The organism is Massilia sp. GER05 (assembly GCF_052056005.1).
GTDB lineage: Bacteria > Pseudomonadota > Gammaproteobacteria > Burkholderiales > Burkholderiaceae_D > Telluria > Telluria orientalis.
On record NZ_CP178858.1, the window covers coordinates 2270382 to 2296886 of the forward strand.

Sequence of the window (26505 nt, forward strand, 5' to 3'; positions counted from 1 at the left end):
GGCATGCGATCACGTTGTTAATGGGAGTCCCTGGGCGTAACATCGGCGCTTTCCTACCGATGAGCTGCCCACAATGACAATACCAACCCGCATCCTCACCGCCGTCCTCTCCCTCCTGGCCATTAACGCCTGCGCGGCCGACGCCGCACCGGCGACCTCACACACCGTCGTCCTGCGCGCCGCGCGCATGTTCGACGGCGCCAGCGGCAAGCTCGTCGAGCATCCCCAGCTGACCATCGTCGGTAACAGGATCGTCCGCATCGCACAAGCCGACAAGGCGGACGTGCCGGTCGGCGCCGAGGTCATCGACCTGGGCGACGCGACCCTGCTGCCGGGCTTCATCGACGCCCACGTGCACCTGTCCGGCCAGGGCAGCGACAACTGGTACGGCGACTTCTTCGACAACATGATGCGCTTCCCGGCGGAGCAGGCGCTGTACGGCGCCTATTACGCGCGCATCACGCTCGAGGCGGGTTTCACGTCCGTACGCGACGTCGGCTCGACGGACTGGGTCGCGCTTGGCCTGCGCAACGCCATCGACGCGGGCAAGGTGCCGGGGCCGCGCATGCTCGTGTCGAACTATGCGGTCGGCTCCACCGGCGGCCATGCGGACCAGGACCCGATTCCGCCGCATAAACTGCCGCTGGCCGGGCCGCTGCAGGGCGTGTGCAACGGGCCGGAAGAGTGTCGCGCCGCGGTGCGCTACCAGATCAAGTACGGCGCCAACGTCATCAAGTTCATGCCGTCGGGCGGCGTGCTGTCGCTGTCGGATCCCGTCGATGCACCGGAGCTGTCGCAGGACGAAATGAATGCCGTGATCGGCGAGTCGCACGCGTGGGGCCGCAAGGTCGCGGCGCATGCGCATGGCGACAAGGCGGCGAAGATGGCGGTGGCGGCCGGCGTCGATTCGATCGAGCACGGCAGCTTCATCGAGGACGACACGCTGCGCGCGATGAAGGCGAAAAACGTCTATCTCGTGCCGACGATTTCCGCCATCGCGCACGTCGAGGAAAAGATCGCCACTTTCCCGCCCGTGATCGCGGAAAAGGGCCGCGCCGCCGCGGCGCACCTGCGCCAGACGTTCCGCCACGCCGTGCAGATCGGCGTGCCGATCGCGCTCGGGACGGACGCCGGCGTCGGCGCGCACGGCACGAATGCGCGCGAATTCCGCTACATGGTCGAGAACGGGCTGACGCCCGCACAGTCGCTGCTGGCCGGTACCGCCAACGCGGCTCGCCTGCTGGGCACGTTTGAGCGCGTCGGCACGCTGGAAGCGGGCAAGCTGGCGGACGTGGTGGCCGTTCCCGGCAATCCCATCGCCGACATCACGGTCACCGAGCGGCCGGTGTTCGTGATGAAGGATGGGATCGTCGTACGCAGGAACGCCGCACGCTGATCAGCGGTGGGCCGGCCGCAGGCCTACGTCCGGCTGGCCCTCCACCGCAGGCTCGGACACCTCGCGTTCCAGCACGGCGCGGTACAACATGCCGGCCAATGCACCGCCCAGCAGCGGCGCGAGCCAGAACAGCCACAACTGCGCGAGCGCCCAGGTGCCGGCGAACAGCGCGGGCCCCGTGCTGCGGGCAGGATTGACGGACGTGTTGGTCACGGGGATGCTGATCAGGTGGATCAGCGTCAGCGCCAGCCCGATCGCGAGGCCGGCAAACCCGACCGGCGCCCGCGTGTGCGTCGCGCCGAGAATGATCAGTACGAACATGAACGTCATGACCACTTCGGTGATCAGCGCCGACCCCAGCGAGTAGTTGCCGGGCGAGTGCGCGCCATAGCCGTTGGCGGCGAAGCCGGCCGCCGCATCGAAGCCCGGCTTGCCGCTCGCGATGGCGTACAGGACGGCCGCCGCTGCGATTGCCCCGGCCACCTGCACGAGGATGTACGGGCCGATCTGGCGGGCGGGGAAGCGGCCGCCCGCCCAGAGACCGACGGTCACGGCCGGATTGAAGTGGCCGCCGGAGACCGGACCGAGCGCGTAGGCGCCTGTCAGCACGGTAAGCCCGAAGGCAAGCGCGACGCCGGTGAAGCCGATGCCGACGTCAGGGAATGTGGCGGCCAGCACGGCGCTGCCGCAGCCGCCCAGCACGAGCCAGAATGTGCCGATGAATTCGGCGAGACATTTACGATACATGGCAACCTCCCGAGATGAGGGCGCCACGTCACCGCGCCCGCGGGGCGTGACGCTTTCACCATTCTAGGTGCCGCGCGGCGGGCCGCCAGAAAAATCGTGCAGCAGCCCGCCTGTGCGCCGTGTGCGTCCGGCGTTCAGGTGCGGACCGGACGTCCTTCCACCGCCGGCTCGGTTTCGTCGCGTTCGAGCAGGATGCGGTACACCGCGCCGGCCAGCACGCCGCCCACCAGCGGCGCGAGCCAGAACAGCCACAGTTGCGCGACCGCCCAGCCGCCGACGAACAGCGCCTGGCCCGTGCTGCGGGCCGGGTTGACGGACGTGTTGGTGACGGGGATGCTGATCAGGTGGATGAGCGTCAGCGCCAGCCCGATCGCGAGACCGGCAAAGCCCACGGGTGCACGGGTATGCGTCGCGCCGAGGATGATCAGCACGAACATGAACGTCATCACGAGTTCCGTGACGAGGGCCGCGCCGAGCGAATAGCCGCCCGGCGAGTGTTCGCCATAGCCGTTCGAGGCAAAGCCGCCCGCGAGGTCGAAGCCCGGCTTGCCGCTCGCGATCGCATACAGCACTGCTGCTGCCGCGATCGCGCCGCACACCTGCACGACGACGTACGGAACGATATTGCGCGCCGGGAAGCGGCCGCCCGCCCACAGGCCGACCGTGACGGCCGGATTGAAATGGCCGCCCGAGACGGGGCCGAACGCATAGGCGCCGGTCAGCACGGTCAGGCCGAAGGCGAGTGAGACGCCCGCGAGGCCGATGCCGACGTCGGCGAATTTGGCGGCCAGCACGGCGCTGCCGCAGCCGCCCAGCACGAGCCAGAACGTGCCGAGGAATTCGGCGAAACATTTACGAAACATGGTGTGATCTCCCGGAGAGTGAAGTGCGCGACTTGTCGCAAAAGAAATTGTACAACAACAACGTTGTCATAAGATGATAGTTGACATCGTTACATTTCGCGGCTTTTCCCACGGCGCCATTTGCTAAGCTCGGCGGGTTCAATCCCGAAGGAAACATCATGGAATTCAAGCAGGCATGGCCAGTCGGACTGGCATTCGCGATGACGACCGCCGCAGTGACGACCGCCGCGGTGGCGACCGCCGCGGTAGGGACCGCCGCGGCAACCGAAGCCCCCATCCAGAGCGTCACCTTGTACCCCGGCAGCGCCACGGTGGAGCGCGTCGCGCAGGTGGCGGCCGGCGCGACGCAGGTCGAGATCACGGGCCTGCCCGCCAACTTCGACAAGGACACCGTCCGGCTGCAGGCCGATGCCGGAATCCAGGTCGGGCAGGTCGTCACGCGCGACCAGGCGCGGGCCGACAGCCCGAGCGCGCGCGAGGCGGACCTGGAGGCGAAGGTGCAGGCGCTGCAGGACCAGGTCGCCGCGATCGATGCGGACATCAAGTCGGCCCAGATCGTGCAAGGCTATCTCGAGAAGCTGGGCACGGGCGGCGACAAGCCCGCGCCGGTCGATGCGAAGAACCTGGCCGGCACGCTGGACGCGATCCGCAAGGGCGCCTTCGACGCGCTCGAGCGCGTGCGCAACGACGAGACGAAGAAGCGCGCGTTGACGAAGCAGCTCGACGCCGCCCAGCGCGAGCTCGCGCAGGCGCGCGCCGGCGCGCGTGCCGGCCGGACGATCACGGTGCAGGTGGCGGCCCGGCAGGGCGGAAAGATCGTGCTGACTTACCAGGTCAACCGCGCGGGCTGGAAGCCGGCGTACCGCGCCGCGCTGGATTCGAGCGCGTCCACCATCGACCTGGAACGGATGGCGACCATTTCGCAAAAGACGGGCGAGGACTGGACCAATGTGAAGCTGCGCCTGTCGACCGGGCAGCCGAGCCTCGTCGTGTCCGCGCCCGATCCGATGCCGTGGCTGCTGGATTACCAGCCGCCCACCGAGAATATCGTTGCCCCCACCACTGCCATGTTCCGCGCCATGCCGGCACCGGCACCCGCGGCGCCCCCGCCACCGCCCGCCGCCAGGGCGGACGATTACATCGCCCCCATCCTGGAATCGCAGGGGAATTTCACGACCGAGTTCGAGGTGCCGGCCCGCGTCACCCTGGCATCGGACGGCCGCGAGATCGCCGTCAGCCTGTCGCGGCAGACCCTGAAGGCCGAGCAGCGCGTCCTGGTCGCGCCGCGGAGCGGCAATGACGCGGCGGTCCTGACGGCGCAGGCGGCGCGGCCCGACGGCGTCTGGCTGCCCGGCCAGGTACAGCTGCAGCGCGACGGCACCTATGTCGGCGCGCTGCGCTGGGACCCGCAGGCGGGCGAGCGCTTCCGGCTGGCGTTCGGGCGCGACCCGCTCGTGCGCGTGAAGGTCGAGGACCGCGACCGCAAGTCGGGCCAGACGGGCTTCTTCAACGGCGCCAACCAGCGCCGCATCGCGCAGACGTATGTCGTGACGAGCACCCATCGCCAGCCGATCGACGTGCTGGTGCTCGAACCGACGCCCGTCAGCGAATCGGACAAGGTGACCGTCAAGACGGCCCTGCGTCCGGAACCGGACGTCCGCGACTGGGAGCAGCGGCGCGGACTGGTCGGCTGGACGCGCACGCTGAAGCCGAACGAGACGGCCAGGTTCGACGTCGACTACGTCATCGATTATCCGAAAGAGGGCTACGTGCAGGGCTTGCCCTGATCACGGCTGCGGGTTCCACCCCGCGCCGCCGCCGTAGGCCGCAAAGACCCTGGCGCGCGTCGCGAAACGGTTCGCCACGTCCGCATCGGACAGCACGTAGCCGCCCACGCGCGTGCGCAGGTCGAGCGGCGTGCCGGCCAGCGTCGTGCTGCCGTGCTCGCGCCAGCCCGCGTCCGCGCTCGCCACGGCCGGATTCGGCGCCGGCTGGTTATTGACACCCTGGCCCGCCCAGCCGGCCGGCGCCACGTGGGCATCCATCCGGCAGTTCACGAAGGCGACGTTGTCCCACGTGCCCGTCGTGCCCGGGCTGCGCGCCAGATACGTCGCGCCGGCCGGCACGTCGCCGTGGTTCGGGCCGGGGCCGGGGCCGTGCGTCAGCGCGCTGTTCAGGAAGACGTAGCCGATGTCCGTCGCCGCGGGCACGCGCGCCTGCAGCACGTAGCCGCCGCTCGATGCGTTCGCACTGTCGCCCACGCTGCGGATCTCGCTGTTCTCGAACAGGGCCGCGTGGCTGCCGCCCCAGATGAAGTCGACGTTGCCCGCGACGAGCGTGTCGTAGAACCACGCCCAGCCCTTCAGGTTCAGCGTGTCCTGCTCGCTCGTGAAGTTCGCGTGCTTCGCGACGAGGCGCGTGTCGCTGTTGAAGTACAGCGTCTCCGCCTGGCCCGAGATGGAGGCCGAACGGAGCGTCGTGTTGTCGATCGTGAGCGTGTCGAGCACCAGCATGTCCGCGTTCTCGACCAGCATCACCGCGCGTCCGCCCGCCGGCGAGCCGGCGACCGTCGGCGACTGGCTCGACCCGGTGCCCGGGTTCAGCGTCTCGTTGTTCGTGTAGCGGATCACGACGCCGTCGCGGCTCTCTCCCTTCAGCGTGACGTTGTCCTTGCCGTTCAGGTACAGCAGCTCGTCGTAGGTGCCGTTCTTCACGGCGATCGTCACCGGCGCCGTCTTCGCGAAGTTCTGCATCGCGTAGTTCAGCGCGCCCTGCACGGTGCGGAAATCGGCGCTGCCGTCGTCGTCCACGGTGACGTTGCTCGAGGTCGGCGCGGCCGCCTTCGTCGTGAACGACCAGCCACCGAGCTTGCCGATGCCGACGAACGGCAGGCCGCCCAGCGTGGTATTCGTGAACACGCCGTCGGCGATCGCGACATAGTATTCCGTGCCCCAGGCGAGCTTGCCCGAGTGCGGCGCGATGCGCACCGTGTTGCCGTCGATGCGGATCGGCGCCGTGTTCACGCGCCGCACGAGCGCCTGGCCGGGGTAGCCGAGGGCATCCGTTTCGCCGCTCGTGCGGATCACGTCGACCAGGGCATCGTCGGCCTTGCGGAAGATGCGGATGCTGCCGTTGGCGCCCAGCGTGGGCGGGCTGTCGAACGTCAGTGTCAACACCGTGTCGACGTTGACGGCGCCCGCCTGCGCGGCCGGGCTGCTGGCGCCCTGCAGCGGATACGTCTGGGTCGGCTGGACGAATTGGGCGCCGATGGTCGCCGCGATCGTGCGCGTGAGGCCCGGTTCGGAGCCGCTCGTGAACACGATGCTGGCGGCGCCGGCGGACAGCGGCGTCAGGGTGACCGTGTTGCCGTTCATGTTCGCGCTGACCACGGCCGGATTGCTGGACGCGACGGTAAAACTGTCGGCCGTGCCGTCTGCCGTGACGGCGGTGACGGCGACATGCAAAGGCGCGTCGCCCGCTTCGGCCGTGTAAGTCGTCGCGGCCGGATCGAGCGTCAACTGCACGGGTTTCTGGCGCGGGTCGCCCACGCGCACGTCGTCGACCTGGAACGATTTATTGGCCGTGTACAGGCCGATCAGGCCGCGCTGCGCGAACGACGCGTCGGTCACGCTGCCGAGGTTCTTCCCGTCCAGGTAGACCGTGAGCGTGGTGCCGATCATCTCGAAACGGACCGTGTAGAACTGGGCATCCATCGCGATCGGCATCTTGACCTGTTTCGGGCGGCTGAGCGTCCCGTTCAGCATGCGCGCGATCTCGACCTGGGTGCTCGTCGTGCTGTTCTGGACGTTCAGGCCCGCGCCATACCAGTTGGCCGCATCGACGTAGCGCGCGACGAGGTACAGCTGTTTGTTGCCGGTCGTGCCGTTGGCCATCGGGCGGATGCGCGCTTCCACGTAATAGTCGTTCGATGGTACGCCGCCGAACGCGTCCGGCTTCACGAGCGCGAGCACGCCGCCCGTCGTCGCGGCCGTGTACTGCAGCACCTTGCTGGCGCTGCCCGCGGCTTCTTCCGTCACGCCGAACGTGCCGTTCGGGCCGGAGGTCGGCGTAGATAAGGGCAGCAAATTCCACTTGGCCGTGCTGCCGGACTGGAAATCGTCGCAGAAGTACAGGCCGGTGGCGGGGCAGTTCAGGGTGGGCCCCGTGTCGATGGTGGTTTTACCTGTGCCGGTGATCGCCGTCGCCAGCTTGCCGCCACCGGCCTGCGCCAGCGCATTCGCCTTGACCAGCGCGGCGGGGCGGGGTGTGTAGGCATACGGCGGGGTCCACGTCGTCGCGCTGGACACGGCGCATGCACCCAGCGCCGCGCCGTTCAGCAGGGAGCCGGTGTCCTTGAAGGTGCCGGCCGTGGCGTCGCCGGGATTCCTCACCACGCTGTCGCAGCCGCTGGCGCCCGCGATCTCGAACACGTTCGCGTTCGACAGGATCTTCGCATTCGCGCCGGGGCCCACGCTGTAGCTGTTCTTGTACACGTCGGCCGTCTTGCTGCCCACGTAGTAGTTGTTGAAGAGGTGGACCTGGCCGAAACGCACGCGCGGCGCACGCGACTGGATCGCGCGGAACACGTTGTTGCTGAAGGTGACGCGCAGCTTGCCCTCGTCCGCCGTGGCGGTAGGACTGGAGCCGACCAGGTTGTTCTTGTCGTGCTCGCCGAACACGTTGTACGACACGGTCACGTAGTCGGACGCGTTGGTGATGTCGACGGCGCCGTCGTGGCACTGCTTCACGTGGCCGTTCTCGATCGGCAGGAAGTTGTCCGTGACCGGCGCGTCGGTGAACGAGTTGTGGTCGATCCACACGTGGTCCGAGCCGGAGATGCCGATGGCGTCATAGGCCGCGTTCCAGTTGCCGGTCGATCCGTCCGTCGGGTCCCACACGGGGCCGACGTCGCACGGGTTCTGGATCTTGAGGTTGCGGATGATGATCTGGCTGACGTTCGACAGGATGATGTGGCCGTTGACGAGGCCCGAATTCGCGCCGTCGCCGATCAGGGTCGTGTTGTTCTTGAGGCGGATCGCGCCGCGCGCCGACTGGTCGGCGGTGCTCGTGTACGGCTTCCCATCGGTCATGTCGACGAGGCCGGACAGCTTGATGATCTTGGGCGTCGTGCCGCCGTTGGCGATGGCCGCGAGCAGCTGCGCGCGGTTCGTCACGGTGTAGATCTGGTCGGTGGTGGCGTTGGCGCCGGCGATGGTGCCGCCGCCCTGGCTCGCCCAGCCGTCGGGCGGCGCGATGGCGCGGGCCGGATCCGTGGCGGCGGTGGCGCCATTGACGGTAAGGCAGAGCGCGGCGAGCGCGAGCGCCGCCCCGATACGTGCGTATCTCATGGATGTCTCCTTGGCAGACGGTGGCTCAGGCGCGGCGGCGGCTGAATGCGAGGCCGGCGGCGCCGGCCAGCAGCAGGGCGGGGACCGCGGGTTCGGGGACGTCCGCGGCACCGATCCGCGCCGTGATCGAACCGTAGTCGCCATGCCACGCGAGCCCGCCCAGGTCGACGGCGATGGTGTGGCCGTCGACGATGCTCAAACCGGGCACGCCGTCGGCCGCGCCGCCGTCCAGCAGCGTGAAGCTCGCGATGGCGGCGGGGAGCGTCGCGCCGAAGTCGAAGGTCAGCTTGTAGTCGCCGGTGGGGACGGACATGTTCTCGTAGATCGTGAGCATGCCGTCCTTGGCGAAATCGAAGCCGAACAGGAAGTCGGCCGTGAGGAATTCGACGCCGCTGTCGGTCGGGTCGAGCGTGCTGGTGTTGCTGCCGGGTTCCTGGACGAACAGGTGGTCGAGTCCGAGGACGTCGGCCGCGCTGCCGTTGTAGGTGGCGGTGATGCGGGCGTCTTGCAGGGAAAGCGGTGCTGCCTGTGCCTGGCCGGTGGCAAGGGCTGCCAGGACCAGGGTCTCCAAGATTGTAGTCGTTTTCATTGTTATTCCCGATGAGCCATGGCGGTGCCTGGCCGGATGCCGGGCCGCCAGGTCGGGAAATGTTAGCACGGGAACATTTAAATTGGTCGGGCCAGTTGAATTAAATTTGGACCGGAGATGAAATTGGCTTGGCCAATTTAGACAGGTGCGTCGTGGGCTCGGGGAGCCCACCCTACGTGTTGGCGGCACCGTAGGATGGGCACCCCGTGCCCACCAACAAGCAAAAACCCCGGTCCGCATGACGCGGAACCGGGGTTTTTTCATCGGTGCTCACGCACCGTGCGGTGCTGTCAGGCGCCGACGCTTTCCAGTGCCTTGTTGAACGTGGCGCTCGGACGCATCACGGCCTTGACCTTGGCATTGTCCGGCTTGTAGTAGCCGCCGATGTCGACCGGCTTGCCCTGGATCTCGATCAGCTCGGCCACGATCTTCTGCTCGTTCTCGGCCAGTTGCTTGGCGAGCGGCGCGAAGTAGGCGGCCAGTTCGGCGTCTTCCGTTTGCGCGGCCAGTTCCTGGGCCCAGAACATCGACAGGTAGAACTGGCTGCCGCGGTTGTCGAGTTCACCGGTCTTCGGCGACGGCGACTTGCGGTTGTCCAGCAGCTTGCTGGTGGCGGCGTCCAGCGTCTTGGCCAGCAGCTTGGCTTTCGCGTTGCCGGTCTTCAGGCCCAGGTCTTCGAGGCTGACGGCCAGCGCGAGGAATTCGCCCAGCGAGTCCCAGCGCAGGTGGTTTTCCTCGGTCAGCTGCTGCACGTGCTTCGGTGCCGAACCGCCGGCGCCCGTCTCGTACATGCCGCCGCCGGCCATCAGCGGGACGATCGACAGCATCTTGGCGCTGGTGCCCAGTTCCAGGATCGGGAACAGGTCGGTCAGGTAGTCGCGCAGGATGTTGCCGGTCACCGAGATGGTGTCCAGGCCGCGGAAGGCACGCTCCAGCGTGAAGCGCATCGCGCGCACCTGCGACATGATCTGGATGTCCAGGCCTTCCGTGTCGTGATCCTTCAGGTACGTCTTGACCTTCTTGATCAGTTCATTCTCGTGCGGACGGTACGGATCGAGCCAGAACACGGCCGGCATGCCCGAGTTGCGGGCGCGGGTGACGGCCAGCTTGACCCAGTCGCGGATCGGCGCGTCCTTCACCTGGCACATGCGCCAGATGTCGCCCTTCTCGACGTTCTGCGACAGCAGCACTTCGCCCGTCGCCAGGTCGGTGATGTTGGCGACGCCGTCTTCCTGCACTTCGAAGGTCTTGTCGTGCGAGCCGTATTCCTCGGCCTGCTGGGCCATCAGGCCGACGTTCGGGACGGTGCCCATCGTGCGCGGGTCGAACGCGCCATGCCATTTGCAGAAGTTGATGATCTCCTGGTAGATGCGGGCGAACGTCGATTCCGGGATCACGGCCTTGACTTCCTTCAGGCGGCCGTCGGCGCCGTACATCTTGCCGCCGGCGCGGATCATTGCCGGCATCGATGCGTCGACGATCACGTCGTTCGGCGAGTGGAAGTTGGTGATGCCCTTGGCCGAGTCGACCATCGCCAGCGCCGGGCGGTGTTCCTGGCAGGCGTGGATGTCGCGGATGATTTCTTCGCGCTGCGAATCCGGCAGCTTGGCGATCTTGTTGTACAGGTCGGCCATGCCGTTGTTGACGTTCACGCCCAGTGCCGCCAGCGTCTCGCCGTGCTTCTCGAAGGCTTCCTTGTAGAAGGTGCGGACCGCGTGGCCGAACACGATCGGGTGCGAGACCTTCATCATGGTCGCCTTCACGTGCAGCGAGAACATCACGCCGGTCTTGTGCGCGTCTTCGATCTGCTGTTCATAGAACTCGAGCAGGGCCTTGCGGCTCATGAACATCGAGTCGATGATCTCGCCGTCCAGCAGGGAGACCTTCGGTTTCAGCACGATGGTCTCGCCGCTCCTGGTGATCAGTTCCATCTTGACGTCGCGCGCGCGGTCGAGCGTCATCGACTTTTCGCCGTGGTAGAAGTCGCCGTGGGTCATGTGCGACACGTGCGTGCGCGATGCCTGCGACCATTCGCCCATCGAGTGCGGGTTCTTGCGGGCGTATTCCTTGACGGCCTTCGGCGCGCGGCGGTCCGAGTTACCTTCGCGCAGGACCGGGTTCACGGACGAGCCGATGCACTTGCCGTAGCGGGCCTTGATCTCTTTTTCCTCGTCCGTCTTCGGATCGGCCGGGTAGTCCGGGAGGTTGTAGCCCTTGCCCTGCAGTTCCTTGATGGCTGCCTGCAGCTGGCCCACCGATGCCGAGATGTTCGGCAGCTTGATGATGTTGGCGTCCGGCTGCAGCGTCTTCTTGCCGAGTTCCGACAGCGTGTCCGGCACGCGCTGGTCCGGCGACAGGCGGTCGGCGAAGACCGCCAGGATACGCGCCGCGACGGAGATGTCGCTCTCTTCGATGCGGATGCCGGCGGGTTTGGCAAACGTCTCGACGACGGGCAGGAAGGCGTGGGTGGCCAGCAGGGGCGCCTCGTCGGTTAGGGTATAGATGATGGTCTGATCACTGCTCATACGCTGGTTCCTCGATGTGCGGGAGGGTTTGGAGTTCTAATACTAAAAAAACATCGGCTGTCCGGGCCACGCGCCAATGGTGGTGAACAGATCGAGGATCATACTCCGTCAAACATCGATCCGGCGGCCACAAACGTCGTATGTTGCCTTACGACTAAGTCTTATATAAGACATAGGACAGCCGCTATTATGCACGACCTTTTCGCAAAGGCGAAGCAGATCGTGAAAGGCCTTTTCGCAATGCGGGATTTACATCTGGCGGAACAGGTCGGCGTAGTTGCGGCTGACGACCAGTTGTTCGTCGCGGCCCTTCAGTTTCACCAGCAGCCGGCCGCGGAAGTCGGTGCGCGTGCCGGCCACGTGGCGCGCCGCGACGATCACGCCGCGGTGGATCTGCCAGAACTGCTGCGGGTCGAGCTGGTCGCGCAGCTGGCGCATCGGCGTGCGGATCAGGTGCTCGCCGTCGGCCACGAACACGCTCGTGTACTTGTCGTTGCTCTGGAAGTAAATGACTTCGTCGATGGCGATCAGCCGCGTTTCCTGGCCCTGCGCGGCGCGGATCCACTGCAGCGGCGCGGCCGGCGCGGGCGCGGCGGCGGGCGTGGAGGGCGCCATGCCGAGCTGGCGCAGCAGGCCTGCCAGCATGTCGGCCGATGGCGCCGCCGGTGCGGGGGCGGACAGCGCTTCCTTCAGGCGCAGGGCGGTGCGCTGCAGCCGCTCCAGGCGGATGGGTTTCAATAAATAATCGAACGCGGCGTGCTCGAAGGCCTGCAGCGCATACGCCTCGTGCGCGGTCGTGAACACGACGCGCGGCGCATTCTTCTCATCGACGAGGCGGGCTGCGAGATCGAGGCCGTTCAGGCCGGGCATCTGGATGTCGAGGAACAGGATGTCGGGCGCCAGCTCGTCCACGAGGCGCAGCGCTTCGATGCCGTTGCCGGCGCGGCCGGCGATGCGCAGTTCCGGCCATGCGATCGCCAGTTGTTCTTCAAGATAGGCCAGCAGGTGCGGTTCGTCGTCGGCAAGCAGGGCGCGGATGGGGTCGATGATGGCACCTCGGTAAAACGTTATGCAGGCAGGATCAGACGCGAGGTGACGCCTCCGTCTTGATTTTCGAGCAATTGTACTTGAGCAAGATTCCCATGCAAGGTGCGCAGGCGCTCGCGCAAGTTCGACAGGCCCACGCCGCCGCCCGGGCGGGGCGCTGCCGCCGTCAAGCCCGCCCCGTCGTCGGCCACTTCCACGCACCAACCCGCATCCGTCCGGCGCGCCCGCACGACGATCGTGCCGCCATCCACCTTCGGCTCGATGCCGTGCATGACGGCGTTTTCCACCAGCGGCTGGATCAGCATGGGCGCGATGGCGGCGGCGCGGCAGGCGTCGTCCACGTCGATGCGGTAGCGCAGCCGGGCGCCCATGCGCACCGTCAGCAGGTCGAGGTAGGCGCGCGCGAGGTCGATCTCGGCACCCAGGGTGGCGTGCTCCGCGCGGCTGGCCGACAGGCTCGCGCGCAGGAAATCGATCAGGCGCTCGAGCATGTGGCGGGCCCGGACCGGATCGGAACCGATCAGGCTGACGACGTTGGCCAGCGTGTTGTACAGGAAGTGCGGTTCGATCTGGGCCTGCAGGGTGCGCAGCTGCGCTTCCGCGAGCAGGCGCGCGGCCTCGGCGATTTGCTCCTGCTGGCGCGCCGCCTCGATCTCGCGCGCGACGCGGCGCTCGCCGGCCGTGAGCACGCCGGCCATCAGCAGCGCGACCACGATGGCGCCCGGCAGGTAGCGCGCCATCAGGCCCGTGTGCAGCAGTGCGTCGAAGGTGCTGCGTCCACCGAGCACGGCGTCCGTGACGGCCAGGCCGAGCAGGGCGCAACACGCCGTCAGCAGCACCCTGGCGGCCCGCATCGCCGTGCTGTTCCGTCCGGGCGCGACGCGGCGCAGCAGGTGCACCACGCCGTGGATGAGGAAGCCGATCACGTTCGACGCGAACAACATTTCGGTCAGCAGCGTGGCGACCGGCGCGCGGCTGCCGAACAGCAGGGCCACGCACGTCAGCGCGACGCCGACGATGCCGTTCCACACGAACGTGTAGACGAGGTTGCGCAGCGGCGAAGGGCGCCAGCGCCGGAAGGGCGCGAACGATTCCAGCGGGTGCATCGAGGGCGTGGCGGGTGTGGTCATGGTGTTCCTGTCTCAAGCAGCCAGAAAGTTACCATGGACGCAATGCGGCGTGCGTGCCGGCCTTGTCGGCCTTCGCCTGCTCCGCGCGGACCGGGTGCTTGAGGAACGCGTCGGCATTGTCGTACAGGGCGACCATGACCTGGTCCGACGTCGACTTGACGTTGTCGACGTGGACGACGAGATCGGCGGCATGCGTAACCTGCGCGGCGAACGGAGTGGCGAGGGCCAGGGTCGGCAGCGCGGTGCGGATCATGATGGGCTCCAGTGTCGTTGTTGGTAGACGCACTGTAGCCAGGGGCGTCATCGCGCAGGGGGCGATGCGACGAAATGCGGTGGAGGGGCGTGAAATGCAGCGTTGTGTCGCGAAACGTAGGGCGGGCTCCCCGAGCCCGCGCGTAACGCCAACAAACCGCATGCGTCACGCGTGGGCACGTGCCCACCCCAGTCAGCGATATGCAGTCCAGGCCTGCGGAATCTCGATACTGCCGCTCTGTGCGGCATCCGCATACGCGCGCATCTCGGCGACGACGGCCTCGAGCTGCTCATTGCTCGGGTTGGCGAGGAAGCCCTTCATGCGCTCGTGCAGCGCGGCCTGCTGGTCGCGCCATTCGTAACGGGACGACTTGCTCATGCACCCTCCTTGCGGCGAACTGCCGTCTTGCTATTTGTATTGTTGTTCATGACATCCTCCTTCAAAGACCACAGGCTACTTGTTCCCACCGATTAGGTCGGTGCGATGACGCACATTGTCTTTGCTAAAAGGAATTAAGTTCTTGGCGGCAGGATGCTGTAATAAAACAATTCGAGCCGGCCTTCGAGGTCGCGCTTCGCCTTTTCCTGGTCGACGACGTGCTGCGGGCGCATGAGGTTCATGAACATTTCGCCCGTGATGGTGCTCATCAGGTGGCAGGGCAGCAGGTCGAGCGGCAGGCCGGGACGCAGTTGGGCGCGGATGTCCGGGCGGGCGAAGAAGCGGGCCAACATCTCGCGCGTCATGCGCGGGCCGCTGTTCCAGAATGCCTCGGCCAGTTCCGGATTCGTCGGCGCCTCGGCCAGCACGATGCGCTGCAGGTCGATCGCTTCCTGCGACGTGATCAGTGCGTACATCTGGTGCGCGAAGTCGTCGATGATGTCGCGCAGCGGACGGGTATCCGTCTCCATCGGCTGGCTGCGGAAGAAGCGGTGGCGCTTGGCGGCCAGCACGGCGGCCAGCAGGCCTTCCTTGCCGCCGAATTTCACATAGATCGTGCGCACCGCGACGTGCGCCGCGCGGGCGATCGATTCGAGGCTCGTCTTCGTATAGCCATTCTTGAGAAACAGGGTGCCCGCGATATGCAGCAACTCCTGCGTGCGCGCCTCGACGTCGGCGGCCTTGGGCCGGCCCGCGCCCTTGCCGGGGCATTCGGATGCGTCATGCATATGTTTGTCCATGGGCTCCATGCTAGTGGAATCTCTAATGAAATGCAACCGTTTCATTTCTTGACTTTGGCAAAAACTTGTCGAATAATGCGATGGACTAATTTCATTTCTTTCGGAGCTAACATGCCTGATACGCAAACCACGGTCGACCACAAGCCGGCCGCAGCCGTCCCACCGGCACCGGCCAACGCCGCCAAGGGGCCTCCGAAGCGCGTGCTGATCGTGGTGGGCCTGATCGCCGCCGCCGCGCTGGCCGCCGGCGGCCGCATGTGGTACCGCAGCCATAACTTCGTCGAGACCGAAAATGCCTACGTCACGGGCCACGTGCACCCGGTGTCGTCGCGCATCCCGGGCGTCGTGACCAAGGTGCTGTTCGAGGATAACCAGGTCATCAAGGCCGGCGACGTGCTGGCCGAGCTGGACCCGGCCGACCAGGGCGTGAAGGTCGAGCAGATCCAGGCCCAGATCGCCAGCGTGCAGCAGCAGATCGTGCAGGCCGACGCCGCCATCCAGCAGGCCAGGGCGCAGGCCTCGGCCGCCCGGGCGCAGGTCGTGCAGGCCCAGGCCAACCTCGTGCGCGCCAAACAGGACGCCGAGCGCTACGGCCAGCTGTACAACACCCAGATGAAGGCCGTCTCGAAAGCCGAAGTCGATGCCGCCACGGCCGCCCGCGCGGGTGCCACGGCCGACGTCACGGCCCGCCGCGACAACGCCAGCGCCGCCCAGGCCCAGATCGCCGCCGCCACGTCGGCCCGTGGCGTGCTCGAGGCGCAGGTGAAAGTGCTGGAGGCGCAGCTGAAGGACGCCCGGCAGCAGCTCGGCTACAACCGCATCGTGTCGCCGGTGTCCGGCCGCGTCGGCAAGCGCAGCGTGGAAGTCGGCGCGCGCGTGCAGCCGGGCCAGCAGTTGGCCGCCATCGTGCAGGACGACGTGTGGGTCGTCGCCAACTTCAAGGAAACGCAGCTGCCGGGCATCGTGCCGGGCCAGCAGGTCAGCATCGAAGTGGACGCGCTGCCGAAGCACGAACTGGTCGGCCGCGTGGACAGCTTCGCGCCGGCGTCGGGCAACCAGTTCGCGCTGCTGCCGGCCGATAACGCGACCGGCAACTTCACCAAGATCGTTCAGCGCGTGCCCGTGAAGATCACGTTCGCGCCGGAAGACCTCAAGAAGTACGCGGGCCGCCTCGTGCCGGGCATGTCGACTGTCGTCGAGATCGACCTGCGCCAAAAGGCAACGCAACAGCAAGCTGCCGCCAAATAACCGAGGAACCGTGATGTCCACGACGATCACCAAACCGATGGCGCCGCACGCGCCGCCGGGAGCACCTGCAAATGGTGCGCGCATCGACGCGCGCACGTGGATCGCGGTGCTGGCCGGCATGCTGGGCGCCTTCATGGCGGTGCTCGACATCCAGATCACCAACTCTTCGCTGCGCGACATCCTCGGTACGCTGTCGGCCACGCAGGAAGAGGGCTCGTGGATCTCGACCGCCTACCTGTGCGCCGAGATCGTGGTGATCCCGATGACGGCGCTGTTCGTGCGCGCCCTCGGCCAGCGCCGCTACCTGATGCTCACGACGGCGCTGTTCCTCGTGTTCTCCACGCTGTGCGGCGCGGCCTGGAGCCTGTCCAGCATGATCGTGTTCCGCATGATGCAGGGCTTCACGGGCGGCGCGCTGATCCCGATGGCGATGACCCTCGTGATGACGCGCCTGCCCCCGGCCAAGCGCGCGGTCGGCATGGCGATGTTCGGCCTGACCGCCACCCTGGCGCCCGCGATGGGCCCGACCCTGGGCGGCTACCTGACCGAGTTGTACGGCTGGCCGTCGATCTTCTACATCAACTGGGTGCCGGGCGTGCTCCTGATCGCCGGCATGTACTGGGGCATCGACCGCGAGCCCATGGACCTGAAGGCGCTGGTCAAGGCCGACTGGCTCGGCATCGCGTTCATGGCGACGGGGCTCGCGAGCCTGACGATCTTCCTGGAAGAGGGCAATTCGAAGGACTGGTTCGAGTCCGGCTTCATCATCACGTTCGCGTCGCTGGCGCTGGTCGGTATCCTCGGCTGGATCGTGATCGGCTTTTCGCGGCCGGAGCCGTTCGTCAACCTGCGCCTGTACGGCCAGCGCAACTTCCTCGTCGCGACGGTGCTGTCCGCCGTCATCGGCATGGGCCTGTACGGCTCGTCGTTCCTGCTGCCGCTGTTCCTGGGCCAGATCGCGGGCTACTCGCCGATGCAGATCGGTGAAGTGATCGCGTGGGTCGGCCTGCCGCAGCTGTTCGTGATGCCGTTCGTGGCGCGCCTGTCGCAGAAGATCGACAACCGCATCCTGTGCTCGTTCGGCCTCGGCCTGTTCGGCGTGTCGTGCCTGATGAACGCGTACATGGATGCCAGCACGGGCTACGACCAGCTGATGCTGTCGCAGATCATCCGCGCGCTGGGCCAGCCGTTCGTGATGCTGACGCTGTCGAACTTCGCCATGGCCGGCATCCCGCCGAAGGACATGACGTCGGCATCGAGCCTGTTCAACATGACCCGCAACCTGGGCGGCTCGGTCGGCATCGCCCTGCTGGCAACGGCCCTGACGAACCGCGAGCACTTCCACTCGGAGCGCCTGGGCGAGTCGGTCTCGCTCGTAGCCGCCGCCACGCAGGCCCGCCTCGACGCGCTGACGCAATCGTTCCTCGCCAAGGGCTTCGACCCGGCGACGGCGGCCCAGCAGGCCATCGGCGCCATCGACCGCATCGTGCGGCGCGAGTCGTTCGTGATGGCCTACAACGACGGCTTCTTCATCGTCGGCATGATCCTGCTCGTGGCGATCATTCCGCTGTGGTTCTCGGACAAGCTCAAGTCGCCCAGCGGCGGCGGTGGCGGTGGCCACTGAACCCAATAAATGGATAAAGTATGAAAACTGTTTATATCAAATCTGCCGTCGCGCTGGCCGTGGCTGTGCTGCTGTCCGCCTGCGGCACCGTCGGCAAGGATTTCGTCGCGCCGAAGAGCATCGATACGCCGGCCTTCCGCCACGCCGCGGCCGAACCTTCGGACCAGGCGGCACGCCTGCCGGCCGCATGGTGGACCGTGTTCGGCGACAAGGAGCTGGACCAGCTGGAACAACGCGCCCTGCGCGACAACCCGAACGTGCGCGCCGCCGCGCAGCGCCTCGTGCAGGCGCAGGCGCAGCTGGGCGTGACGCGCGCCAGCCAGTTGCCGACCGTCGGCGTCTCCGCCGGCGTATCGAACTCGCGCACGTCGGCCGAAACGCCGATGGGCGTGACGTTCGGCGGCCGTTCGATCAAGGGCAACGAATTCAGCGTCGGCGCCAATTTCTCGTACGAGCTGGATCTGTGGGGCCGCGTGCGCCGCGCCGTGGAAGCGGCCGACGCCCAGGCGCTCGCCGCGCAGGACGACCGCGACGGCGTCATGCTGATGCTGTCCGGCCAGGTCGCGACGACGTACTGGCAGCTGCGCGGCCTCGATGCCGATATCGCCATCCTGAACGATGCGCTGGCCACGCGCCGCGAATCGCAGCAGCTGATCGAGGCGCGCTTCAACGCGGGCCTGTCCAATGAACTGGACGTCTCGCGCACCCGCATCGAGCGCGCCAACGCCGAGGCGGACATCCAGGAAGCCCAGCGCCAGCGCAACACGCTGGAACACGCGCTGGCCGTGCTCGTCGGTGCGTCGCCGAGCGAGCCTGTCTTGGCCCCGGCCGCGGGCACCGCGCTGCCGCAACCGCCCGCGATTCCGGTCGGCCTGCCGGCGAGCCTGCTGGGCCAGCGTCCGGACCTCGCCGCGAGCGTCGCCACCCTGAAGGCGTTCAATGCGCAGGTGGGCGTGGCGGAAGGCGCGTACTATCCGAGCCTGTCGCTGACGGGGAATTTCGGCTATGCGTCCGAGACGCTGAGCAACCTGGCCAAGGGCAGCGCGCGCCAGTTCTCGTTCGGACCGCTCGCGTTGTCGCTGCCGGTGTTCGAGGGCGGCCGTATCGAGGCCAACGTGAAGCTGGCCAGGGCGCGCTACGACGAAGCCGTCGCGAACCACGAAGGCCGCCTGCTGACGGCGCTGCGCGAAGTGGAAGATGCGCTGTCGGACGTGCAGCAGCGCCAGAAGCAGGGCGACGTGCAGGTGCAGGCGCAGCAGGCCGCCGCGCGCGCGGTGCAGGTGGCGCAGGCGCGCTTCGACCGCGGCGTGTCGACGTATCTCGACGTTACCGACGCGCAGCGTTCCGCGCTGGCTGCCGACCGCGCGGCTGCGCAGATCCGGACGCAGCGGCTGCTGGCCGCGGTGTCCGTCGCGCGGGCGCTGGGTGGCGGATGGACGCAGGCCGCGCCCGAAGCGACCGTGGCGTCGCGCTGATGAAATTGGGTCCCTGCCTTCGCAGGGACGACGAGTTCATACGTTGCGTGTGAGCCGTCGCCCCTGCGCAGGCGGGATAGTGCCCCCGGCACTATCCCCCCAAGTTTTCATGCATCACCCCTGAAGAGGATTACAATCCCCCGATTGTCAACCTCACAAGGGACCCCAATGAAGCATCTCCTCGCCCCCCTGGCGCTGGCCGCAGCGACCCTGTGCGCCACCGTCCACGCCGCCCCCGCCACCGCGCCGCAACTGCAGACGATGGCCAAGCGCTTCGCGCCCGTCGACCTGACGGCCGACACGGCAAAACTGTCAACCGGCGACCGCGTCGCCATCGCCAGATTGATCGAAGCGGCGAAGATCGTCGACACGCTGCAGCTGCGCCAGCGCTGGTCCGGCAACGAGGCGCTGTGGGCCGCGCTGCAGAAGGACACGACGCCGCTGGGCAAGGCCCGCCGCGACTACTTCTGGCTGAACAAGGGCCCGTGGTCGATCATCGACGGCAACGCATCCTTCATGCCCGCGGAATACGCCGGCATCAGGATCCCCGCCGAGAAGCCGGCCGGCGCGAATTTTTATCCGGAAGGCGCGAGCAAGCAGGAACTCGAGGCGTGGATGAACGGCCTGCCGGCCGCCGACAAGGAACAGGCCCAGTGGTTCTTCACCGTGATCCGCAAGGACAAGGCAGGCAAATTCACCATCGTGAAGTACTCGGACGAGTACCGTAGCGAGCTGCAAAAACTGTCGAAACTGCTGAAGGAAGCCGCGAACGCCACCGACAACGCGTCGCTGAAAAAATTCCTGAACCTGCGCGCCGACGCCTTCCTGTCGAACGACTACCTCGCCTCCGATTTCGCGTGGATGGACCTGGATTCCCCGGTCGACGTCACCATCGGCCCGTACGAGACGTACAACGACGAACTGTTCGGCTACAAGGCCGCGTTCGAAGCGTACGTGAACGTGCGCGACCAGAAGGAGACGGAGAAGCTGAACTTTTTCGGCAAGCACATGCAGGAGCTGGAAAACAACCTGCCGCTCGATGCCAAATACCGCAATCCGAAGGTCGGGGCGATCGCGCCGATGGTCGTGGTGAACCAGGTCTACGGCGCCGGCGACGGCAACATGGGCGTGCAGACGGCCGCCTACAACCTGCCGAACGATGAGCGCATCATCCGCCAGCGCGGCTCCAAGCGCGTGATGCTGAAGAACGTCCAGGAAGCCAAGTTCGAGGCGACCCTGACGCCGATCTCGAAGCTCGTGCTGCGTCCGGCCGACCAGAAGGACCTCGATTTCGACTCGTTCTTCACGCACATCCTCGCGCACGAGATCATGCACGGCCTGGGCCCGCACGCGACGACGCAGAACGGCCAGCCATCCACGCCGCGCCAGGACCTGAAGGATGCCTACTCGACCATCGAGGAAGCGAAGGCCGACGTCACCGGCCTGTGGGCGCTCACCTATATGATGGACAAGGGCCAGCTGAAGGCGTCGCTGGGGCAGGGCACGGCTGCCGAGCGCAAGCTGTACAACACCTACCTCGCATCGGCATTCCGCACGCTGCACTTCGGCCTGACGGATTCGCACGCGCGCGGCATGGCCATCCAGATGAACTACCTGCTCGACAAGGGCGGCTTCGTGTCGCACGGCGACGGCACGTTCTCCGTCGACTTCGCGAAGATCAAGGGCGCGGTGGCGGACCTCGACCGCGAGTTCCTGACGATCGAAGCGACAGGGGATTACGCCCGCGCGCAGGATCTCATGAAGCGCTATGTCGTCATCCGTCCGGACGTGCAGAAGGCGCTGGACAAGATGAAGGCCGTGCCGAACGATATCCGGCCGGCGTTCGTGACGGCGGCGAAGCTGGTGCCCGCGCACCGCTGATTACACCGTCATACCGTCATCCCCGCGCAAGCGGGATCCATACTGAGCCCAACAGGATACTCAGTATGGGTTCCCGCTTGCGCGGGAACGACGTCGCTATTTTCGGCAATAAAACCCTGCCAAAGGGCAGGTATTAGACCTGCCCCAACATCAAATTTGGCATTTGTGTGCTATATTTGGAATCGTTTCCTATTGGAAATATTTATTCCGATCCCACCACGCGAGCACACAATGACAACCACTGGACTCACGATCGGCAAACGACTGGCTTTCGGTTTCGGCAGCGTCCTCGCCCTCATGGCGGTGCTGGCCGGCCTCGCCATCCACCGCGTCGGCCAGATCGACGACATCCTCATCCGCATCAACGACGTCAACAGCGTCAAGCAACGCTATGCGATCAATTTCCGCGGCAGCGTGCACGACCGCTCGATCGCCATCCGCGACGTCGTGCTGGCTTCCACGGCCCCGACGGCCCAGCGTCACGCCGGCCTGATCAAGAAACTGGACGACGACTACCAGCGCTCGGCCGCGCCGCTCGACCAGCTGTTCGCGGCGCGCAGCGACATCTTGCCGGAAGAAAAGCAGGCGCTGGCCGCCATCAAGGACGTCGAGCGCCGCACGCAGCCGCTGATCGCGCAACTCATCGCCCTGCGCCAGGCCGACAATACGGCCGAAGCGACGGCATTGCTGGACAAGCAGGCCGGCCCCGCCTTCGTCGACTGGCTCGCCAGCGTCAACCGCCTCATCGACCTGGAGGAAAAGCTGAACAACGACGCGGCCGCGCAGGCGCGCGCGCTGTCGCACAGTTTCTTTGCCTGGATGCTCGCGATCCTCGCCGTCGCCGCCGCTGCCGGCGCGGCCGCGGCCTGGTTCATCAGCCACGGCCTGCTGCGCCAGCTGGGCGGCCAGCCGGACTACGCCGTCGAGATCGCGGGCGCCATCGCGGCCGGCGACCTGTCCGTACCGATCGAGACCCGTGCCGAGGACCGTTCCAGCCTGCTGTACGCGATGAAAGGCATGCGCGACAGCCTCGTGAACATCGTCAGCCAGGTGCGCGCGGGCACGCTCACGATCGCCAATGCGTCGACGGAAATCGCGGCCGGCAACCAGGACCTGTCCGAGCGCAGCGAGCGCCAGGCCGGCACGCTGGAAGAGACGGCGTCGTCGATAGAAGAACTGACGGGCACCGTGCGCCAGAACGCGGACAACGCACGCCAGGCGAACACCCTCGCCGAGTCGGCATCGGGCGTGGCCCAGCGCGGCGGCGCCGTCGTGGCGCAGGTCGTGCAGACGATGGCGTCGATCAACGAGTCGTCGAAGCAGATCGCCGAGATCATCGGCGTCATCGACGGCATCGCGTTCCAGACGAATATCCTCGCGCTGAACGCGGCCGTCGAGGCGGCCCGTGCGGGCGAGCAGGGACGGGGCTTCGCCGTCGTCGCGGGCGAGGTGCGCAGCCTGGCGCAACGTTCGGCCGCGGCCGCGAAGGAAATCAAGACGCTGATCAGCGATTCCGTCGCCAAGGTCGACGACGGCGCCAAGCTCGTCGACGAGGCGGGCAGCACGATGGAAGAAATCGTCACGAGCGTGAAGCGCGTGACGGACATCATGGCCGAGATCAGCCATGCGAGCCAGGAGCAGAGCGCCGGCATCGAACAGGTCAACCGCGCCATCGGCCAGATGGACGAAGCGACGCAGCAGAACGCGGCGCTCGTCGAACAGGCCGGCGCGGCGGCGTCCGCGCTGCAGGACGAAGTCGCGAACCTCGCGCGCCTCGTCAGCATTTTCAAGCTGGATGCGCAGGCGGCGCGGCCGTCCGCGAGCCTGGCCGTCGTGCCGGCCGCGCGCAGGGGCGTATCGCCGCCGCGTGATCAAACCCGCACGACGAGCTTGCCGAAGTTCCGCCCCTGCAGCAGGCCAATGAACGCTGCGGGGGCGTTTTCCAGCCCGTCGACGACGTCTTCCTTCACCTTGATCCTGCCGGCCGCCAGCCAGCCGGCCATGTCGTCGCGGAAGGCGTCGAAGCGCGTCCCGTAGTGATCCAGGATGATGAAGCCCTGCATGCGGATGCGTTTCGACAGCAGGGTCGCCATCCACGTGGCGAGACGGTCCGGGCCTTCGGCAGCGCCGCCGTTGTAGTGCGAAATGAAGCCGCACACGGGCACGCGCGCGTTCACGTTCAACAGCGGCCGCACGGCATCGAACACGGCGCCGCCCACGTTCTCGAAATACACGTCGATCCCGTCCGGGCAGGCCGCCGCCAGCAGTTCGGCGAAGCGCGGATCGCGATGGTCCACGCACGCATCGAAACCCAGTTCTTCCACCGCGTACCGGCATTTGTCCGGACCACCGGCGATGCCGACGACGCGCGCACCCTTGATCTTCGCGATCTGGCCCACCACCGCGCCGACCGCACCGGTGGCCGCCGCGACGACCACGGTCTCGCCGGGCTGCGGCATGCCGATGTCGAGCAGCCCGACGTACGCCGTGAAGCCGGGCATGCCGAGCGTGCCCAGCGCCAGCGACGGGCGCGCCAGGTCGTCCACGGGCATCAGGCCGCTGCCGTCGGACAGCGCATACTCTTGCCAGCCCGCGGCGCCGACGACGAGGTCGCCGGCCTTGTAGTCCGGATGGCGCGATTCGACGACGCGGCTGACCGTGCCGCCGACCATCGTCGCGCCCAGCGGCACGGGATCGGCATAGCCAGGGCCGACTTGCTCCATCAGGTTGCGCATGTACGGGTCGAGCGACAGCCATACGGTGCGCAGCAGCACCTGGCCGTCCCGCGGCACCGGAACGGGTGTGTCTTCGAGACGGAAATCCGTCGGAGTCGGAACGCCTTGCGGATGGGCGGCAAGGACGATACGCCGATTCGTCATGGTGGTCTCCTTAATTGGATGCGGGGCGCGGGCCGTAGCGCACGACGAGCAGTGCGCCGAGCGTGAGCGCGACGGTGGAGAAAATCGGACCGCCCGGCGCGCCGATCCGGTCGACGAGGATGCCGCCGCCGACGGCGCCGCTGGCGATGGCAATCTGGAATGCGGCGACGAGCAGCCCGCCCGCGCCTTCGGCCTGGTCGGGCGCGGCGCGCACGATCCACGTCTGGAAGCCGATCGGGAAGGCGCCGAACGCGAAGCCCCATGCCGCGATCGCCGCGATGGTCACGGGGACCGACGTGCCCGCGACCCACAGCGTGGCGGCCAGCAGCGCGATCAGGGCGGCGCCGGCCACGATGGCGAGGCGCTCGCTGCGCTCGGCCAGGAAGCCGCCGGCGATATTGCCGAAGAAGCCCGCGATACCGTACGCGAGCAGGGCCGCGGAAATCGCACTGACCGACAGGTGCGTGACCTGTTCCATGAACGGGCGGATGTAGGTGAAGCCGGCAAAGTGCCCGGAAATCACGAGCAGCACGGCGAGCAGCGCGACGCGCACGTTGGTCCGGCCCAGCAGTTCGAACAGGACTTTGACGTTCGGGTTGTCCTTCGGCGGCAGCGCGGGGATGGTGACGCATTGCGCGGCCAGGGTGAAGACGCTGACGACGCCGGCCGCCACGAAGGCGCTGCGCCAGCCCCACAGGTCGCCCATGTACGCGCCGACCGGCGCCGCGCACACGGTGGCGACGGAGACGCCGGTGAGGATGAGCGACATGGCCCGTGCAAACAGGTGCTCCGGGACGAGGCGCATCGCGAGCGCGGCGGCCATCGACCAGAAGCCGCCGAGGCCGATGCCCAGCAACGCCCGCGCCGCGATCAGCACCGGCAGGCTGTGCGCCGTCGCGGCGAGCGCGTTGGACAGTACCAGCAGCGCCGTCAGCGCGAGGATCACCCGCTTGCGGTCGAGGTTCCGCGTGAGGACGGGGATGGTCAGCGCGGCCGCGGCGCCCACCGCCGCGGTGGCGGTGACGGCCTGGCCGGCGGCGCCGTCGGACACGCCGAGGTCGGCGGCCATCGCCGTCAGCAGGCTGGCCGGCAGGAACTCGGCCGTCACGAGACCGAACACGCCCAGCGTCAGGCTGGCGATGCCGCCCCAGTTCGCGTCTTTCGCCTGGGCCGCGACGCGCGGTGGCGCGACATGCGCGTCCGCGACATGCGCGTCTGCGACATGCGCGTCCGCGACGTCGATGCAGGTGGATTCATTCATCGGATACCTCGGGATATTGTGGAAATGGCAGTGTAGGGCTAAGATTCTGGACTTTCCATGCCATTCAATCCAAATCTCATGACCATTCGTCCAAACAGGGATTCGAAGACCGGCCAGGACGCCCTGACCGAAATCCTCCTCGGCCTGCGCCTCGACGGCGTCGAATACGGCCGCTGCGTGATGCGCGAGCCGTGGGCCGTCGCGTTCCCCGCCAAGCGGGAGGCGAGCTTTCACTTCGTCGCGCAAGGCAGCTGCTGGATGCACACGGCCACGAAGGGCTGGCTGCAGCTGAATCCGGGCGACGCCGTGCTGCTGCCGCACGGTACGGCGCACGTCATGGCCAGCAGCCCGGACCTGCCGGCGGTGGAGATCGACTCGCTGGCGCGCAAGGCCGTGTCGGAAAACCTGTATCTCGTGAGCGGCGCGGGTGCGCAGGATGCGGCGGCGGAGCAGGTCCTGTTCTGCGGCGCGATGCGGTTCAATCTCGACCCGCTGCACCCGCTGCTGGCGATGATGCCCGAGGCGATGCGCGCCGCCGACCTGGGCCAGCGCGACCCGGCCGTGCACGCGATGCTGGAAGCGATGGAACGCGAAGTCGCGCTCGACCGCATCGGCGCCTGCGGCATCCTCGCGCGGCTGGCGGACGTGCTGGCCGCGAGCATCATCCGCGCATGGGTCGAATGCGCGTGCAGCGATGCGAGCGGGTGGATCGCGGCCGTGCGCTGTCCGCAGATCGGACGCGTGCTGGCGGCGATCCACCGCCAGCCGGAGCGCGACTGGTCGGTGAGCGAACTGGCCGGCGTGATGGGCGCCTCGCGGTCCAGCTTCATCGACAAGTTTTCCAGCGCCGTCGGCGAAACGCCGGCCAAGTACGTGGCCAAGGTCAAGATGTTCCAGGCGCGGCACTGGATCGCGCGCGACGGCATGCGCGTGGCGACCGTCGCGAACCGGCTCGGCTACGACTCCGAGGCGTCGTTCAGCCGCGCTTTCAAACGCGTCATCGGGCATCCGCCCAGCGAGGCGCGCGTGGCCGGATAGGCAAGATTACGCTTTTAAACAGG

19 protein-coding genes and 1 pseudogene are annotated in these 26505 nt (G+C 67.2%); 8 read left to right on the plus strand and 12 right to left on the minus strand.

Annotated features, from left to right (window positions below):
- The first annotated feature begins 73 nt into the window (after positions 1-73).
- Positions 74-1396, plus strand: a complete 1323-nt coding sequence (locus tag ACL58G_RS10130) for an amidohydrolase family protein (RefSeq protein ID WP_440966637.1) — start codon at positions 74-76, stop codon at positions 1394-1396.
- Here ACL58G_RS10130 and aqpZ (ACL58G_RS10135) read toward each other — a convergent pair whose 3' ends face one another.
- Entirely contained in the window at positions 1397-2143 is a 747-nt protein-coding gene (aqpZ, locus tag ACL58G_RS10135; RefSeq protein WP_440966639.1) for an aquaporin Z, read from the minus strand.
- A gap of 134 nt (positions 2144-2277) precedes the next feature.
- Complete coding sequence (gene aqpZ / locus ACL58G_RS10140) at positions 2278-3006, minus strand: aquaporin Z (protein ID WP_440966641.1); 729 nt, start codon at positions 3004-3006, stop codon at positions 2278-2280.
- 158 nt (positions 3007-3164) lie between these two features.
- On the opposite strand from aqpZ (ACL58G_RS10140), the gene ACL58G_RS10145 reads away from it, so the two are divergent.
- Complete coding sequence (locus ACL58G_RS10145; RefSeq protein WP_440966643.1) at positions 3165-4793, plus strand: DUF4139 domain-containing protein; 1629 nt, start codon at positions 3165-3167, stop codon at positions 4791-4793.
- On the opposite strand, the gene ACL58G_RS10150 is transcribed toward ACL58G_RS10145, so the two are convergent.
- From ACL58G_RS10150 to ACL58G_RS10185, 8 genes are all read right to left on the minus strand, one after another.
- Positions 4794-8354 carry a pectinesterase family protein gene (locus ACL58G_RS10150; protein ID WP_440966645.1) on the minus strand — a complete coding sequence of 1187 codons (3561 nt, stop codon included), beginning with the start codon at positions 8352-8354 and terminating at the stop codon, positions 4794-4796.
- Between the two features lie 25 nt (positions 8355-8379).
- Positions 8380-8925 carry a PEP-CTERM sorting domain-containing protein gene (locus ACL58G_RS10155; RefSeq protein WP_440966647.1) on the minus strand — a complete coding sequence of 182 codons (546 nt, stop codon included), beginning with the start codon at positions 8923-8925 and terminating at the stop codon, positions 8380-8382.
- 308 nt (positions 8926-9233) lie between these two features.
- A complete protein-coding gene (locus ACL58G_RS10160) occupies positions 9234-11468 on the minus strand; it encodes an NADP-dependent isocitrate dehydrogenase (RefSeq protein WP_440966649.1) in 2235 nt (744 codons plus the stop codon).
- 249 nt (positions 11469-11717) lie between these two features.
- Positions 11718-12506, minus strand: a complete 789-nt coding sequence (locus tag ACL58G_RS10165; protein WP_413385958.1) for a LytR/AlgR family response regulator transcription factor — start codon at positions 12504-12506, stop codon at positions 11718-11720.
- A gap of 29 nt (positions 12507-12535) precedes the next feature.
- Complete coding sequence (locus ACL58G_RS10170; RefSeq protein WP_440966651.1) at positions 12536-13645, minus strand: sensor histidine kinase; 1110 nt, start codon at positions 13643-13645, stop codon at positions 12536-12538.
- A gap of 28 nt (positions 13646-13673) precedes the next feature.
- A complete protein-coding gene (locus ACL58G_RS10175; RefSeq protein ID WP_440966652.1) occupies positions 13674-13898 on the minus strand; it encodes a hypothetical protein in 225 nt (74 codons plus the stop codon).
- Positions 13899-14090: 192 nt separating this feature from the next.
- Positions 14091-14276 carry a hypothetical protein gene (locus ACL58G_RS10180; RefSeq protein ID WP_413382961.1) on the minus strand — a complete coding sequence of 62 codons (186 nt, stop codon included), beginning with the start codon at positions 14274-14276 and terminating at the stop codon, positions 14091-14093.
- Positions 14277-14410: 134 nt separating this feature from the next.
- Positions 14411-15064, minus strand: coding sequence for a TetR/AcrR family transcriptional regulator (locus tag ACL58G_RS10185; protein WP_413344504.1), 654 nt, complete (start codon positions 15062-15064; stop codon positions 14411-14413).
- Between the two features lie 123 nt (positions 15065-15187).
- Between ACL58G_RS10185 and ACL58G_RS10190 the strand changes: the two genes are divergently transcribed.
- From ACL58G_RS10190 to ACL58G_RS10210, 5 genes and pseudogenes are all read left to right on the plus strand, one after another.
- Entirely contained in the window at positions 15188-16324 is a 1137-nt protein-coding gene (locus ACL58G_RS10190; RefSeq protein ID WP_440966655.1) for an HlyD family secretion protein, read from the plus strand.
- Positions 16325-16337: 13 nt separating this feature from the next.
- Positions 16338-17948, plus strand: coding sequence for a DHA2 family efflux MFS transporter permease subunit (locus ACL58G_RS10195; protein WP_440966656.1), 1611 nt, complete (start codon positions 16338-16340; stop codon positions 17946-17948).
- Between the two features lie 20 nt (positions 17949-17968).
- A complete protein-coding gene (locus ACL58G_RS10200; RefSeq protein WP_440966658.1) occupies positions 17969-19423 on the plus strand; it encodes an efflux transporter outer membrane subunit in 1455 nt (484 codons plus the stop codon).
- Positions 19424-19591: 168 nt separating this feature from the next.
- Positions 19592-21304, plus strand: coding sequence for a dipeptidyl-peptidase 3 family protein (locus tag ACL58G_RS10205; RefSeq protein WP_440966660.1), 1713 nt, complete (start codon positions 19592-19594; stop codon positions 21302-21304).
- A 231-nt stretch (positions 21305-21535) separates the two neighbouring features.
- Positions 21536-22984 (plus strand): annotated as a pseudogene (locus ACL58G_RS10210) (methyl-accepting chemotaxis protein); the annotation flags it as partial.
- A 191-nt stretch (positions 22985-23175) separates the two neighbouring features.
- Here the strand turns inward: ACL58G_RS10210 and ACL58G_RS10215 are convergent.
- Positions 23176-24198, minus strand: coding sequence for an NADP-dependent oxidoreductase (locus ACL58G_RS10215; RefSeq protein WP_440968001.1), 1023 nt, complete (start codon positions 24196-24198; stop codon positions 23176-23178).
- Complete coding sequence (locus tag ACL58G_RS10220) at positions 24194-25444, minus strand: MFS transporter (protein WP_440966661.1); 1251 nt, start codon at positions 25442-25444, stop codon at positions 24194-24196. The genes ACL58G_RS10215 and ACL58G_RS10220 overlap by 5 nt, the downstream gene beginning before the upstream one ends.
- Positions 25445-25522: 78 nt before the next feature.
- Here ACL58G_RS10220 and ACL58G_RS10225 point away from each other — a divergent pair, with 78 nt between their 5' ends.
- Positions 25523-26482: an AraC family transcriptional regulator gene (locus ACL58G_RS10225; protein WP_440966663.1), complete on the plus strand. Its 960-nt coding sequence runs from the start codon at positions 25523-25525 to the stop codon at positions 26480-26482.
- Positions 26483-26505: the final 23 nt, after the last annotated feature.

Bases quoted from the DNA above. Each gene is read 5' to 3' on its own strand.
- ACL58G_RS10130 (WP_440966637.1), top strand. From the start codon at position 74: ATGACAATACCAACCCGCATCCTCACCGCCGTCCTCTCCCTCCTGGCC.
- aqpZ (WP_440966639.1), bottom strand. From the start codon at position 2,143: ATGTATCGTAAATGTCTCGCCGAATTCATCGGCACATTCTGGCTCGTG.
- aqpZ (WP_440966641.1), bottom strand. From the start codon at position 3,006: ATGTTTCGTAAATGTTTCGCCGAATTCCTCGGCACGTTCTGGCTCGTG.
- ACL58G_RS10145 (WP_440966643.1), top strand. From the start codon at position 3,165: ATGGAATTCAAGCAGGCATGGCCAGTCGGACTGGCATTCGCGATGACG.
- ACL58G_RS10150 (WP_440966645.1), bottom strand. From the start codon at position 8,354: ATGAGATACGCACGTATCGGGGCGGCGCTCGCGCTCGCCGCGCTCTGC.
- ACL58G_RS10160 (WP_440966649.1), bottom strand. From the start codon at position 11,468: ATGAGCAGTGATCAGACCATCATCTATACCCTAACCGACGAGGCGCCC.
- ACL58G_RS10170 (WP_440966651.1), bottom strand. From the start codon at position 13,645: ATGACCACACCCGCCACGCCCTCGATGCACCCGCTGGAATCGTTCGCG.
- ACL58G_RS10175 (WP_440966652.1), bottom strand. From the start codon at position 13,898: ATGATCCGCACCGCGCTGCCGACCCTGGCCCTCGCCACTCCGTTCGCC.
- ACL58G_RS10180 (WP_413382961.1), bottom strand. From the start codon at position 14,276: ATGAGCAAGTCGTCCCGTTACGAATGGCGCGACCAGCAGGCCGCGCTG.
- ACL58G_RS10185 (WP_413344504.1), bottom strand. From the start codon at position 15,064: ATGCATGACGCATCCGAATGCCCCGGCAAGGGCGCGGGCCGGCCCAAG.
- ACL58G_RS10190 (WP_440966655.1), top strand. From the start codon at position 15,188: ATGCCTGATACGCAAACCACGGTCGACCACAAGCCGGCCGCAGCCGTC.
- ACL58G_RS10195 (WP_440966656.1), top strand. From the start codon at position 16,338: ATGTCCACGACGATCACCAAACCGATGGCGCCGCACGCGCCGCCGGGA.
- ACL58G_RS10200 (WP_440966658.1), top strand. From the start codon at position 17,969: ATGAAAACTGTTTATATCAAATCTGCCGTCGCGCTGGCCGTGGCTGTG.
- ACL58G_RS10205 (WP_440966660.1), top strand. From the start codon at position 19,592: ATGAAGCATCTCCTCGCCCCCCTGGCGCTGGCCGCAGCGACCCTGTGC.
- ACL58G_RS10220 (WP_440966661.1), bottom strand. From the start codon at position 25,444: ATGAATGAATCCACCTGCATCGACGTCGCGGACGCGCATGTCGCAGAC.
- ACL58G_RS10225 (WP_440966663.1), top strand. From the start codon at position 25,523: ATGACCATTCGTCCAAACAGGGATTCGAAGACCGGCCAGGACGCCCTG.